Here is a 12626-nt window from a genome sequence, read left to right on the forward strand (position 1 = left end):
TCTGTTGGGTATTGCGGCTCGAATCGTTACATCAGATATCCAGACTTCCGAAGCGGAAGTCTGAAAGCGGCATCCAGGCATCGCGTGTGGCTACTGTCACAGCCATCCCTGCACCACCGCCACCGAGGATCGCGACATCATATTTTTCCACCGTCCCGGCCTATCGAGATTCAATGCAATTTGACCCGCAGTTTGGTGCGGTGCGACAGGATTCCCACGATCGTATCCCGCATGGTCTTGAAGGTCCCGTGCACCGCCTTGAGATGCATCTTGTAGAGCGAATGATACATCAGCCGGGAAAGAAAACCCTCGACCTTCAGTCCGCCCACCAGGCTGCCAAAGGTGCCGTAGTCGGCCAGTGAAACGAGAGAACCGTAGTCGCGGTAACGGAACGCCGGCGCCTCCTGCCCTTCGAGGCGTGCCGCAATCACCTTGACCATATGATCGGCTTGCTGATGGGCCGTCTGGGCGCGCGGCGGCAAGGGATCTTCGCTGCCGGGCAACACACAACGCGCGCAGTCGCCGATCGCAAACACGTTTTCGTCTCCCATGGCCCGCAGCGTCTCATCCACGACCAGGCGGTTGATGCGATCCGTATCGAGGCCATCGAGTTGCTTCAGAAAATCCGGCGCCTTTATCCCCGCGGACCATACGACGAGTTCAGCTGGCACGAACAGCTTCTCGCCAAGCCTGATACCGTCTTCTGTCACTTCGGTGACCTTTATGCCGCATCGGATCTGGACGCCGAGATCGACAAGCCGGCGCGCGGAAGAGCGCGCAAGGTGTTCCGGCAAAGCCGGCAGGATGCGCGGTTCTGCCTCGACGATGGTGATGCGGATCAGCCTTTCGAAATCGATGTTGTCGAGATTGTGCGAGGCGATTTCTCGCATCGACTTATGCAACTCGGCGGCCAGTTCAACGCCGGTGGCCCCGGCGCCAACGATGACGCAATGGAGTTGGCCTGGTGAAAGCTTCTCGTATTGGGCGTTCGCACGCAGGCAGGCGTCGATCATGCGCTTGTTGAAACGGGAGGCCTGACCGGTCGTGTCGAGCGCAATGGCGTGACGCGCCGCCCCCGGCGTCCCGAAATCGTTGCTGACGCTGCCCACGGCCAGCACCAGCGTGTCGTAGCCCAACACCCGCGGCGGAATGATCCGTCTGCCGTCGTCGTCGAAGCTCGGCGCCACAAAAACCTGGCGCTTGGCGCGGTCAATGCCGACGACTTCACCGATCCGGTAGCGATAGTGGTGCCTGTTGGCATGTGCGATGTATTCCACCGCATCGCTCGACGGGTTCAACGCACCGGACGCCACCTCGTGCAGAAGTGGCTTCCAGACATGTGTGCGATTGCGATCGACGAGCGTTATGGAAAGCCGCCGCTTGCCGAATTTCCTGCCGAGCCGTGTTGCCAACTCGAGTCCACCGGCACCTCCGCCGACGATGACTACGCGATGCCGTGAACTGTCGGCGTGGGATGGCGTCTCTGGTATCGTGCGTAAAAGCGCGGCGTCGTTGGCGAGCACGGCTTCCGGAACCAGCCGCATCCCAGGAGTGATGATCTGCATCGGTAGTCTCCGTCTTTTCCTCGGGCTCGCCGCTGGAACAACTCACTCTTGCGATTCGTGAATAACGATGCCCTGGAGCAGGTCGACGTCGCATTCCCACGGCTTCTCCAAGAGGACGCGTTGCCCGTGCTCGTATCCGGCCTCCCAGCGGGTGCGAATGCCTGCGCGGGTAAAGTCGATATCCTTGGTGTGATCCTCTCCGTCGAGGCGCGGTGACAGCAGCCGCACAAGATGCATGACCGACGGACAGCCGTAGGCCGCAAGCTCCTTGAACATTAGATCCTCGCGCCGCTCTTCAGGGACCAACTTTCCCATTTCGCGCACGACGTGGCGCAAACGATGCAGTTGCTCCTGGCGGGCGACGTGGCTACGTCCGCGGCTGGCGTATTGAAGATCCTTCTGCCGGCCCATGACCTGCCAGATCGATTTCGGTTCAGTGGCGCGCGGTTGCCACATGTTGACGGCGAAGATCAGCGCGTCGCGCCGCGGACGCTCGTCCAGCACGACCTCGATAGGCGTGTTCGAATAGATGCCGCCATCCCAGTAGGGCTCGCCGTCGATGCAGACTGCCGGGAAAGCCGGCGGCAAGGCGCCCGACGCCATGATATGGGCCACCGACAACGGCATCAGGCTGCTATCGAAATATTTGAGTTCGCTGGTGTTGACGTTGACAGCGCCGACTGTCAGCCGCGTGTAACGGCGGTTGAGGCAATCGAAGTCGATAAGGTTGTTTAGCGTCCGCTTCAGCGGATCGGTGGTGTAGTAGGATGCATTCTCCACACCCACTTCGCGATTGACCCCGAACATTGCGATTGGGTTGGGCTCGAAGAATCCCGGTATGCCACGTATCACCGTGCCCATATTGGCAAAAATGTTGCTTGGAACCATCATCCGGAAGAACTCGTCGAGCGGACTGCTGCGACCGACGCCATCCCAGAATTCGCGCAGTCTTGGCAGGCGGTCTTGTGGTTCGTTCCCGGCAATGAGCGCGGCGTTAATTGCGCCGATCGAGGTGCCAATCACCCAGTCCGGCTCGATACCGCCTTCGACCATCGCCTGGTAGACGCCGGCCTGATACGCGCCCAGCGCGCCGCCGCCCTGCAGGACCAGCACGGTCTGTCGCACACTGGCGGCCGCTTGCACAGGTTCCGACGCCGAAGGATTTCTGGTGATCTTGTTCATGGTTGTTCAGCTCCTCGTTGCCGGATTCAATGGGCGGTCCAGCCGCCTTCGATCGGCATGATCGCGCCGGTGATCGAAGCCGCATCCTCTGAGGCCAGGAACAGGCAGAGCGCCGCTACCTCAGCTACAGTCACGAACTGTTTGGTTGGCTGGGCTGCCAGGAGCACGTCCTTGATCACCTGTTCTTCCGTGATCCCGCGTGCCTTGGCTGTGTCGGGTATCTGCTTTTCGACCAATGGGGTGAGGACGTATCCTGGGCACACCGCGTTGACGGTGATGCCTTGCTCAGCGACTTCAAGCGCGACCGTCTTGGTCAGACCGGCGACCCCGTGCTTGGCAGCGACGTAAGCGGATTTATACGGTGAAGCGACGAGCGCGTGGGCAGATGCAACATTGATGATGCGACCCCATTTGCGCTCTTTCATGCCCTGCAGCGCGCGCCGGATCGTGTAGAAGGACGACATGAGATCGATCGCCACGACCGCCTCGAATTTCTCGATCGGAAAGTCGTCGATCGGCGCGACATGCTGGATGCCGGCATTGTTGACGAGGATGTCTACTGCGCCGAACTCGGCGATTGCCTTGTCCATCATCGCGGTGATCGCGCTGCCATTGCTCATGTCCGCGCCGTCGTAGCAAACAGTCACACCATGGTTCGCGGCAAGCTTTGCCCTCAGCGACTCGATCGCACCGGGATCGCCGAAGCCGTTCAGAATGATGTTGCAGCCCTTCGCTGCGAAGGCGTCGGCAATGCCTTGGCCGATGCCGCTGGTCGAGCCTGTGATCAGTGCCGTCTTTCCTCTGAGCATCGTTGTTTCCTTCGGTTGAAGCTGCGGCCGAAATGGCCTGCAAAGGGCTGCTAGCAACGGGCCTTAGCACCCGGGTCTCGACTTCTGGGGCCAAGTATGGCGGCTGGCTCGGGACAGCGGAAATGCCGTTGAGACATGGATTCGATAGCCGACCGTCAGATCGTCAATCTGTCGCCTGGGTTTTCAATGCCGGATCGGGTTGTTTGACGTTGGGGCAACTAGTAAGATCACCGGGCAATGCGGGTCGTGCCGTATGCCAGCCGCTGGGGGAGCGTGCAGTGGAGATCAGCCCGGTCAGGTATTTCTTGGCCGTCGCCAAGGAAATGAATTTCACCAGGGCGGCCGAGCTGTGCAACGTTACGCAGCCGGCACTGTCACGCGCGATCAAGTTGCTCGAAGATGAGTTCGGCGGCGCGCTTTTTCACCGTGAACGGCGCTTCACCCATCTGACTGAACTCGGTCGCATGGTCGAGACCTATCTCGAAGGCGTTTTCGAGAACTCCAGGCAGGCAAAGCAGATCGCCGAGCAATACGTGCACCTGAAGAAAACGCCTCTCCGGGTCGGCATCATGAGCACGATTGCTCCGGATGAAATCATCGAGCTCATCTCGTCCGTGCGAACGCACCATCCGGGCGTGGAGCTTCATCTTTGCGATGCCGATGCACCGAGCTTGCGCAAACGACTGCTCGGGGGAGATCTCGAGGCAGCAATTTACGCGTTGCCGTCAAACGTGCCCGATGAGGAGGTTCACTCCTTGCCGTTGTTCCAGGAACAGATGGTGATGGCAGTTCATCTGAACCATCGCCTGGCCAACCAGCGCAGCGTGCGGGTGACGGATATGAGCAATGAGACCTACATCCACCGCAACAACTGTGAATTTGCCGGTTATGCCGATGCCATTCTTGCCTCGCAGGGCGTCACCGTCAGTCCCGTTTACTGGAGCGATCGTGACGATTGGACACTCGCAATGATCGCCGCCGGGCTTGGTTTCGGATTCATGCCTGAGCATACCGCCAAGCACCCCGGAGTGGTGCCGTTGCCGATCACCGATCCGGAATTCTGGCGCGAGGTCAATCTCGTCACGGTGCGCGGCCGCAGGCATTCGCCGGCGGTTGGCGCACTCGTGCGCGAGGCCACGCAGAAGAAGTGGTTCGGCGAGCGTGCAAAGGCGTTGTCCGCCGCTGAATAGCCTCTGCGCGCAAACACGTTCTTTCCCATGCCAGAGTGATGGATCTCCGGCACATGCCCACGCTCAGTTCTTCCTGATTGTCGAGGTCACCGACTGGATGACCTCGGTTGCCATCTTGAACTGCGGGGCGCGGTCGGTGATGCCATGACGCTTGGCGATCCAGTCGAAGTCGCTATAGGCGGCGTAAACCGCGCCATCCGCAGTCTGATAGACGAGCACGCGCACCGGCCAGTCGAGACCGGCTTCGGGATTGGATGTGATGAAGGTTGTCCCGAGGGCCGGGTTGCCGAACATCACCAGTCGCGACGGCTTGACTTCGTTGCCGGCATTTTTGCCCAGCTTTGCCTGGTCGATGACGCCGAAGAACTTGATGCCTTTCTTGAGGACATCCTTCTTGATGCGGGCGACGGTCTCAGTGACGGAATAGTCGCTCTTCACCGTGACAACGCCATCAGAAGCGGCGGCTGGTATGGCGGCAGCTATCAGTAGGGCGGCTCCAGCAATCATGGTCTTGAGGTAGTTGGTCATGTCAGTCTCCTTTGTTGAATGGTCATTTTTCGGTCTTGGGTGTCACGTCTTTGGAGGTTGCAGCACGCGCGCCACCGCGATGGCGCCGGCAAGGAAGGCGGCGAGCACGGCCACGCATGCCGTCCACCCGATCCGGTCGTAAATCTGTCCGATGACGAAGCTGCCAGCGAGCCCGCCCCCATAGTAGGAGGCCAAGTAGATGCCGCTCGCGGCGGTGCGATCGCGCGAAGCGGTCCGGCTGACGTGTCCCGTTGCTATCGCTTGCGCCAGGAAGGTTCCCATGGCGACCAGCGCCATCCCTGCAAGGACGATCGGCAGGCTGGTTGTGAGCAACAGCAGCAGCCCAACGATTGCCATCGCAAGCGTTGCACCGATGCCAATCCTCGGGCCGAGACCGGCCGTCACACGTCCGGCGAGTGGCGTGGTCAGCATCGATGGCAGGAAGACGAAATAGATCAGTCCGAGTGCCATCGGTGACAGCGACAGCGGCGGGGCGACAAGCTGGAAATTCACATAGGTGAAGGTGCCTATGAAGACGAAAAGGATCAGGAAGCCGATCGCGAAACAAGCACGTAGTTCGGCATTCTCCAGAGGGCCTTTCCAAGATGCGCGGGCAGAATGACCGACCGTATCGACGCGCATCGCTGCCGAAGTCTTTTGTAGCGTGAACCAGACAAGCGCCGCGCCAGACAAATTGAGAGCCGCGAAGGTCAGAAAGTTGGTGGAGATGCCGAATGTGTCGGCGACGGCGGCCGACATCAGTCGTCCGAAGAAATTGCTGGCGACATTGCCCGTTACATAGGCGGCGAGCGCACTGGTCGTCTGCCGTGCGGAGAAATGTTCGGCCAGGTAGGCCATTGTCAGCGTGAACGCGGTCGACATGCACAGGCCTTGCGCAACGCGCAGGAGGGCAAAGACGACTATGCTGTCGGTCTGCGAAAGCAGTGTTGTCGGGATCGCCAATATGGCCAAGCTGATCCAGATGCCATTGCGGCGATCGATGCCGCGCCCGAAGAGGGCAACAGCGATACCTGCCACCGCCATGCCGAACGTGCTGGCGTTGACGGCGAACCCCATAGTTGCACGGCTGACGCCGAATTTTATCACCAGTGACGGCAGTATTGCCTGGGTGGCGAACAGATCGACAAGCGTAAGAAATGCGATCAGCGCAACAAGGCCAAAGCGCCGACTATCTGCGGCCACGTTGTGCAGCGGCGTCATTTCTGTCTGTTCACTGGTTGTCATGACGAGGCTCCGTGGCCGGACGTCCCCAGGCGATTACCTGAGGACGCGCATTCGGTTGCTGAGTGTGGGAACTGTCCGCCCAAACGTTCGGATCACATCATGTGGTCGTCGTGCATCGCGGGCGGAAGGACGTCGGCGGAATAGAGCACCGCGGGCACCTTTCCGTTGTTCTTCCACCAATGGGCGAGCTGGCCGAACTCAGCGGTCACATCGCCAGCAGGGTGCTCGATTCCGACCTTGCAGGTGCTGGCGTATTCAGTGATCGAGCCCTCGACGACGATAATGTTAGCGGGGCGAACCGTGTGCTCATGCCACGGCACCACGCCGCCCGGCTGAACGACCAGCTTGCGCAGACGCAGCATGTTGCCCTTCCAGGCTTCGCCCTTCGGGCTGAGATCGATCGCCGAAAGAACGGTGTCGGTCACGCCGATCGGCTTGCTGGGATGTTCCTGGATGTCGGTCGTGGCGGCCTGTCCGGCGGGGCAGTCGCCGGCGAAGGCTGGAGCAGAGGAAAAAGCAGCGGTTGCCGAAAGCAGACCTGCCGCAAACGAAAGGGTGAGTTTTTTGGTAGCCATCTTGTATTTCTCCTTTGTCGGTGCCCAAACGCGGGAGGCGGGGCATGACGCGGAGAGTGACGGGAGCGATCCAAAAAGAGAAATGCTGACTGGCTCTGAAATCGATACCTGAAAACTATCGTGGACCATCGCAAATGCATGTGGGGCACACGCGGCAAACTGCCACGTGCGACCCCTTAATTCTTTGATTTGCTTCAGGCAGCGGTCTTTTGGATGGCCTGGACGATTGCGCTCTCAGGCCAGCCATACGCCTTGACGCTGTTTACGAAAGCCGATGCCGCAGGCGAGAACCTGCGCCCCGCAACGACAACCAGGGATACTTCTCGCCAGACCTCAGGATCAATCACGGGACGGACCTGCAGCCCTGGAATCACCGCACTGAATTCCGGGATGAAGCAGATGCCCAGTCCTCCCGACACCATATTCTGGATCCAGTCCTCGCGTTCGCTGGCATAGGAGATCCTGAGCTTCACGCCCCGATCCGTGCACAGACCCGCGAGGTGATCGCGATACTCGCAATTGAGCCGCCTGAGATAATTTTCACCATCCAGTTCGGAGATGGCCACGTTGTCATTGCGGGCCAGCCGATGGCCGTTTGGAAAGGCGAGGACAAAGCGCTCGCGATAAAGCGGTGTGACGTCGAAGCGGTCCGGAAAGCTGTCGCTTGACGCCATAATGGCGACGTCGATCTCGCCGGACTCTAGAAGTTGGGAGAGTGATGCCGGGACGCCCTCAACCAGTTGCAGCTGGATGCCCTGCTGACGCCGGTTAAAGTCGGTCAGCAGACCGGTGAAGCGACGGGGGCCGATGGTGCACATGACGCCGACCTTAAGGTTGGCGTTCTCCAGGCACAGGAACCTTGATGCCTCCTGCCGCACTCCAGTCAGTTCGTCGAGGATCTGCTGAAAACGGGGGCGAAGCAGCACACCTAGATCGGTCAGGTGGGTCAAGCTTCGTTCGCGGCGAAACAGTAGCCCTCCGACCTCCTCCTCAAGTTGCTGAATGGCGCGGGATAGCGCCGGCTGAGTGACGTTGCACTTTTCACCTGCGCGCGTGAAGTTTCGCGTCTCGCACACGGCCAGGAAGTAGCGGATGTGGTGAATGTCCATGCCGATTTGTCCCCGAATTGCAGACGTGGCTGTTCGTGCTTCGGAGACTGCCGTAAGGCTCGCTTTGGCGCCAATGCACTGCGGCTATAAAGTCGATAGCGGTCTGTCATGGCACGCGGTACGGACAAATTGGGTAGCGGAGCAGCTGACCACCTTCGAAGAGGACGGCAGGCCAACCGCTCGCCATCGTTGACATCATCCCTGGCTGCCCGAGCCCTGGGGCTGCGGTTAGCGGCCGGAGCAGCTCAATTGGCGCCGCCAAGCGCCAATACATTGGCGCAGAACGCAGCTTGCGGCTTGCTCATGGCGGCGTCATTGCACATCTTCATCATCGTGTCCCGATCCTTCCGAGGCGCAGCCAGCCAGGCCTTCTTGAAACAGGCCATCGGCTTCATCGTTTTCATTCCGGCATCGCTATGAATGATGGCAGCGACGCCAGATCGCTGAAGGCATCGGCGGATGCGCGTCTGGCCAAAAGACTGAAGGCGAACACCCCACACAGACAGTTCGTATTCTCATGACACGCTCTTCCTTGTGCTGAAGGCTTGCCAGCGACCGTCGTCGCGCCAAGCAAGATCCTCGCCTAGCTGGCACAACCTTGCGCCGCGCGAGGGATTGCAGCCAATGCAATCTGCCTATGGAGTTCATGCCACCTTGGCATTTCGCCAATGGCGGATCATGCGGCAGTGTCTCCATCAAACGCCTTGCCGGGCGTTCTTCGGGAGGAGACTCAAAAGATGCAAATCCAGGCCGCAACCGACCAAGCCTTCATTGCCGGTGCGAGACCCGCGACGGAAGACCGCCAGCTGATCGACATTGCGCTGGCAAGCGACGCACACGGCGCATTTGTCTGGGGCGTGCTCGATCGTCTGCTGGATGAACCTCGTCTTTCCTTCCGCAGCATCACCGCATCCGGTTTCGGGGGCATAGAAGCGGCGGTTCTTGCCTACGGACTGGCTTTGGGCGGCAGGCGTGGGGCAAGGACGGCGCTTACCAATTTCTGGCGGCGCGTCAGCCACGCATGGACGTCTGTGGCCGCGACAGCCAATCCATTGAAATCGATCCTGGAACAGTCGATCGACATTGCCGAGTTGCACAAAAACAGCTGCCAGTTGGAGCTCAACATCCTGACTTCAAATGCACGCACCGACACAGTGACGATTTTCTCCGGCGACCAGTTGTCGATCGACGCTATTTTGGCGGGGGCGACAGTCCCATTTCTATTCCCGCCCGTGGAAATCGATGGCGATACGTATTGGGGCGAATGCGATTTTTCGACCTTGCCAGCAGTGCAGCCGATCGAGGCTGCGCATTGGCTCATTGTCAGCGGCAAACCCTCCGGGTGCATGACGCCTTGTGCGGCTTACTGCCTCGCCGCAAATGCCGTGAACTCTGGATCTATCCTCTTCGACAGCCATCACAGAACAAGCGCTGCCTTGTTTACCAGGCCTTGGATCGACTGGGGCGAATTGACCGACATGCGTGACCGCGGTCGCCAGCGAGCCGAGGACTGGCTTCTCGCCGACCATCCAACCTTGAGCGAAAGCTCGGTCGTCGACAACAAAAATCGATACGTCTAGGCGCCTCCCTCCGCCTAGCCGCGCCCGCTTCGCTCCGCTCACGAAGTGCAGGCGCCAAAGCCCTCCGGTTCCCCGCCGGAGGGCTTTTGCACGTTATCCTCCTCAACATAGTGACCGCGTATCAAATCCATGCCGAGACAGCATTTCAGCTTCATCGCACGTTCGACGACACTGTTTGCAGACAGGCCGCTAGGTCAGTCTTCCCTCGAAACGCAATCAGGAGAAACGACCGTGATCAACACCAAGACCCTCATCGGATCGGCCCTCGCGGCCGCCACCTCGCTTGCTGCAACTGCAGCCTATAGCGGCCCCGCCGCTCAGCCCAGCTTCTCGTTCGAGAAGTGCTATGGCGTCGTCAAGGCTGGCCAGAACGACTGCCAGACTGCGACGCATTCATGCGCCGGCACCTCGACCGCCGACAACCAGCCGGACTCCTGGCTCTACGTGCCGGCCGGCAGCTGCGCCAAGATCACCGGCGGCAGCGACAAGCCGAAAGCCTGACCGACCCAGACTTCAAGCCAACCCCCTTTGGAAGGGAGCAGACCGATGTCCCGTGCATTTCAGCCCCTCACGATCCCGGCATCCGCTGGCATCGGTCTGCGCTCTCCTCACATCAGCGAGATGCTGACCCGCAGACCCTCCGCTGGCTGGCTCGAAGTTCATGCCGAGAACTATATGGGCGACGGCGCCGCCGTCGAGGCGCTTGAACGGCTGCGCCAAATATATCCGCTGTCGGTGCATGGCGTCGGCCTGTCTCTGGGCAGCGCACAAGGCGTGGACCGCGATCATCTGGAAAGGCTGCGCAAGGTCTGCGAGCGGTTCCAGCCTGATCTTGTTTCGGAGCATCTTGCCTGGAGCGTTGCCGACGGAGCCTATCTCAATGACCTGCTGCCGCTTCGCTATGACGAAGAGGCGCTGGCGATCGTGGCGCGCAATGTAGCGACCATCCAAGATACGCTGAAGCGGCGTGTGCTGATCGAGAACCTGTCCGCCTATGTCGCGTTTGCGGACTCCTCCATGAATGAAGCTGAATTTCTGGCTGGGCTGGTGGCGCAAACTGGCTGCGGCCTGCTTCTGGACGTCAACAATGTCCAGGTTTCGGCGCACAATCTCCAATACGACGCCAAGACCTTCATCGACGCTTTGCCTGCCGATGCCATCGGCGAAATTCACCTTGCCGGTCACGCGACCAATCAGGTCGGCGGCGACACGGTGCTTATCGACGACCACGGCTCTCGCGTGCCGCCAGTTGTCTGGCACCTCTACCAGCATGCCATCACCAGTCTTGGACCGCGCCCTACGCTGATCGAATGGGATACCGATGTGCCGGTTCTCGACGTTCTGCTTGGTGAAGCCATGTGGGCCGACATGCTCACCGCTTCGGTCATGTTCAACCGCAAGCAGGCCGCGCGGCACATCGCCACGACTATGGCCCCGCCGGCGCACACGCTACCGGCTTTCGAAAGCTCTCAGACAAGCATGCCTGTGCTTGCGGCATTTGCCGCTGCCAGAGCCAAACCGGCCATGCACATGGCCTTGCCGACAATCGAGGGAGGATATCATGCTGCCGCTTGAACATCTGCAGACCATCGTGGCGCGCTCGGTGCTGGCCATGGAGCCAGTGATCGACGCAAAAATGCTGACCGCCGGCAAGGCCGACCCAATGGCTCGCCTGCGCATCTACCAGAACAATACGCGCAGTTCGTTGACTGCTGTGCTGATGGCGGTCTTCCCCGTTACGGCTCGCCTCGTCGACGAACGTTTCTTCCGCTTTATGGCGAGCGAATTCATTCGACGGCATCCGCCGGCGGAGTCACGCCTGGCGCGTTATGGCGCGGGCTTCCCTCGCTTCCTGAAAACCATCGACACGCTGTCCGACATGCCAATCGTCGCCGAGACCGCGCGGCTCGAATGGGCCATTGCCGAAGCGCTCGATACAGCTTCGCTGCCGGCCCGCAGTCTCGCAGAATACGACAGCACCGACCTTGGGCTGTCGCCGGATATGCTGCTCCAGCCTTCACTGCGACTGATCGTCTCCCACTGGTCGATCCTATCGGTATGGATGGAGCATCAAAAGGAGACTGCGGTCGATGAAAAAATCACCTGGACAAGGCGCCCCGAACGGGTGGCGCTGTGGCGATCGAGGAACTACGTGCGGCTTTTTCTGCTCGACCGCGCGAGCTTCGCCTTCTGGCATTCGCTGAAGCACGGCTTCGGCCTTGAGCATGCCACTGGCCGCGCCTTGGCGCTCGACCCGGCCTTCGACCTGGTTTCAGCGCTTGTGCGTCTGTTCCGCGACAGGCTCGTCACCGACGTGCGCGTCCCGGTGCACCCTCTCTCAAACTGAAGGAAACGACCATGACTGCGATACCGGAATATTCCCCTCCTCGCCCTGCCGGCCTTGTTGGTCTTTACCAACGAGTGATCAAGTTGCCGGAGCGTATCCCATTTTCGCTGGTCCAGCTCGCAGCTCGCGTGGCGATTGCGCATGTCTTCTGGCAGTCTGCACAATCGAAGCTGGCGTCTTGGCCGGTGACGCTGCAGCTGTTCGCCAGCGAATACAATCTACCGCTCATCGATCCGTCGATCGCGGCGCCGCTGGCGACAACGGCAGAGATCACCGGGGCGGTGCTGCTTTTCCTGGGACTATTCTCTCGCCTCGGCGCACTGCTGCTGCTCGGTGTCGTATCGGTAATCCAGATCTTCGTTTTCCCGGAGAACTGGGCCGAGCATCTGCTGTGGGCCTCGCTGCTGCTGCTCGTGCTGACCCGGGGCGCCGGCGCCTTCTCGCTCGACTATGTCGCCGAGCGGACCTTTTCAGCGTCTGGAAAATGAACATCTCG

14 protein-coding genes are annotated in these 12626 nt (G+C 60.3%); 6 read left to right on the forward strand and 8 right to left on the reverse strand.

Annotation, left to right across the window (positions count from 1 at the left end):
• Positions 1-170: 170 nt before the first annotated feature.
• From ASD99_RS20300 to ASD99_RS20310, 3 genes are read right to left on the reverse strand one after another with little or no spacing between them, the layout of a single operon-like run.
• Positions 171-1565 carry an NAD(P)/FAD-dependent oxidoreductase gene (locus ASD99_RS20300; protein WP_082583359.1) on the reverse strand — a complete coding sequence of 465 codons (1395 nt, stop codon included), beginning with the start codon at positions 1563-1565 and terminating at the stop codon, positions 171-173.
• Positions 1566-1607: 42 nt separating this feature from the next.
• Positions 1608-2747, reverse strand: coding sequence for a patatin-like phospholipase family protein (locus tag ASD99_RS20305; protein WP_082583360.1), 1140 nt, complete (start codon positions 2745-2747; stop codon positions 1608-1610).
• 26 nt (positions 2748-2773) lie between these two features.
• Positions 2774-3556 carry a 3-hydroxybutyrate dehydrogenase gene (locus ASD99_RS20310; protein WP_057144695.1) on the reverse strand — a complete coding sequence of 261 codons (783 nt, stop codon included), beginning with the start codon at positions 3554-3556 and terminating at the stop codon, positions 2774-2776.
• Between the two features lie 305 nt (positions 3557-3861).
• On the opposite strand from ASD99_RS20310, the gene ASD99_RS20315 reads away from it, so the two are divergent.
• Entirely contained in the window at positions 3862-4746 is an 885-nt protein-coding gene (locus tag ASD99_RS20315) for a LysR family transcriptional regulator (RefSeq protein WP_244497828.1), read from the forward strand.
• Positions 4747-4809: 63 nt separating this feature from the next.
• On the opposite strand, the gene ASD99_RS20320 is transcribed toward ASD99_RS20315, so the two are convergent.
• From ASD99_RS20320 to ASD99_RS34860, 5 genes are all read right to left on the reverse strand, one after another.
• Positions 4810-5274: a DUF302 domain-containing protein gene (locus ASD99_RS20320; RefSeq protein WP_056594647.1), complete on the reverse strand. Its 465-nt coding sequence runs from the start codon at positions 5272-5274 to the stop codon at positions 4810-4812.
• 42 nt (positions 5275-5316) lie between these two features.
• Positions 5317-6519, reverse strand: coding sequence for an MFS transporter (locus ASD99_RS20325; protein ID WP_057144697.1), 1203 nt, complete (start codon positions 6517-6519; stop codon positions 5317-5319).
• A 92-nt stretch (positions 6520-6611) separates the two neighbouring features.
• Positions 6612-7094 (reverse strand): cupin domain-containing protein, encoded by a 483-nt coding sequence (locus tag ASD99_RS20330; RefSeq protein ID WP_056594641.1) that lies wholly within the window; start codon positions 7092-7094, stop codon positions 6612-6614.
• 194 nt (positions 7095-7288) lie between these two features.
• Positions 7289-8203 (reverse strand): LysR family transcriptional regulator, encoded by a 915-nt coding sequence (locus ASD99_RS20335; protein WP_056594637.1) that lies wholly within the window; start codon positions 8201-8203, stop codon positions 7289-7291.
• A gap of 245 nt (positions 8204-8448) precedes the next feature.
• The gene (locus ASD99_RS34860) at positions 8449-8607 is read right to left on the reverse strand and encodes a hypothetical protein (protein WP_244483005.1); all 159 of its coding nucleotides are present in this window, start codon (positions 8605-8607) and stop codon (positions 8449-8451) included.
• 333 nt (positions 8608-8940) lie between these two features.
• Here ASD99_RS34860 and ASD99_RS20345 point away from each other — a divergent pair, with 333 nt between their 5' ends.
• The 5 genes from ASD99_RS20345 to ASD99_RS20365 all read left to right on the forward strand — a co-directional run bounded on the left by ASD99_RS20345 (position 8941) and on the right by ASD99_RS20365 (position 12618).
• Positions 8941-9783, forward strand: coding sequence for a patatin-like phospholipase family protein (locus tag ASD99_RS20345; RefSeq protein ID WP_057144698.1), 843 nt, complete (start codon positions 8941-8943; stop codon positions 9781-9783).
• A gap of 231 nt (positions 9784-10014) precedes the next feature.
• Positions 10015-10284 (forward strand): DUF2282 domain-containing protein, encoded by a 270-nt coding sequence (locus tag ASD99_RS20350; protein WP_056594632.1) that lies wholly within the window; start codon positions 10015-10017, stop codon positions 10282-10284.
• A gap of 45 nt (positions 10285-10329) precedes the next feature.
• The gene (locus tag ASD99_RS20355; RefSeq protein ID WP_056594629.1) at positions 10330-11358 is read left to right on the forward strand and encodes a DUF692 domain-containing protein; all 1029 of its coding nucleotides are present in this window, start codon (positions 10330-10332) and stop codon (positions 11356-11358) included.
• A gap of 16 nt (positions 11359-11374) precedes the next feature.
• Positions 11375-12130, forward strand: a complete 756-nt coding sequence (locus tag ASD99_RS20360) for a DNA-binding domain-containing protein (protein ID WP_244497830.1) — start codon at positions 11375-11377, stop codon at positions 12128-12130.
• A gap of 11 nt (positions 12131-12141) precedes the next feature.
• Positions 12142-12618 carry a DoxX family protein gene (locus ASD99_RS20365; protein ID WP_057144700.1) on the forward strand — a complete coding sequence of 159 codons (477 nt, stop codon included), beginning with the start codon at positions 12142-12144 and terminating at the stop codon, positions 12616-12618.
• The last annotated feature ends 8 nt before the right edge of the window (positions 12619-12626 follow it).

The sequence above is a fragment of the Mesorhizobium sp. Root695 genome, assembly GCF_001428185.1.
Taxonomy (GTDB): Bacteria; Pseudomonadota; Alphaproteobacteria; order Rhizobiales; family Rhizobiaceae; genus Mesorhizobium.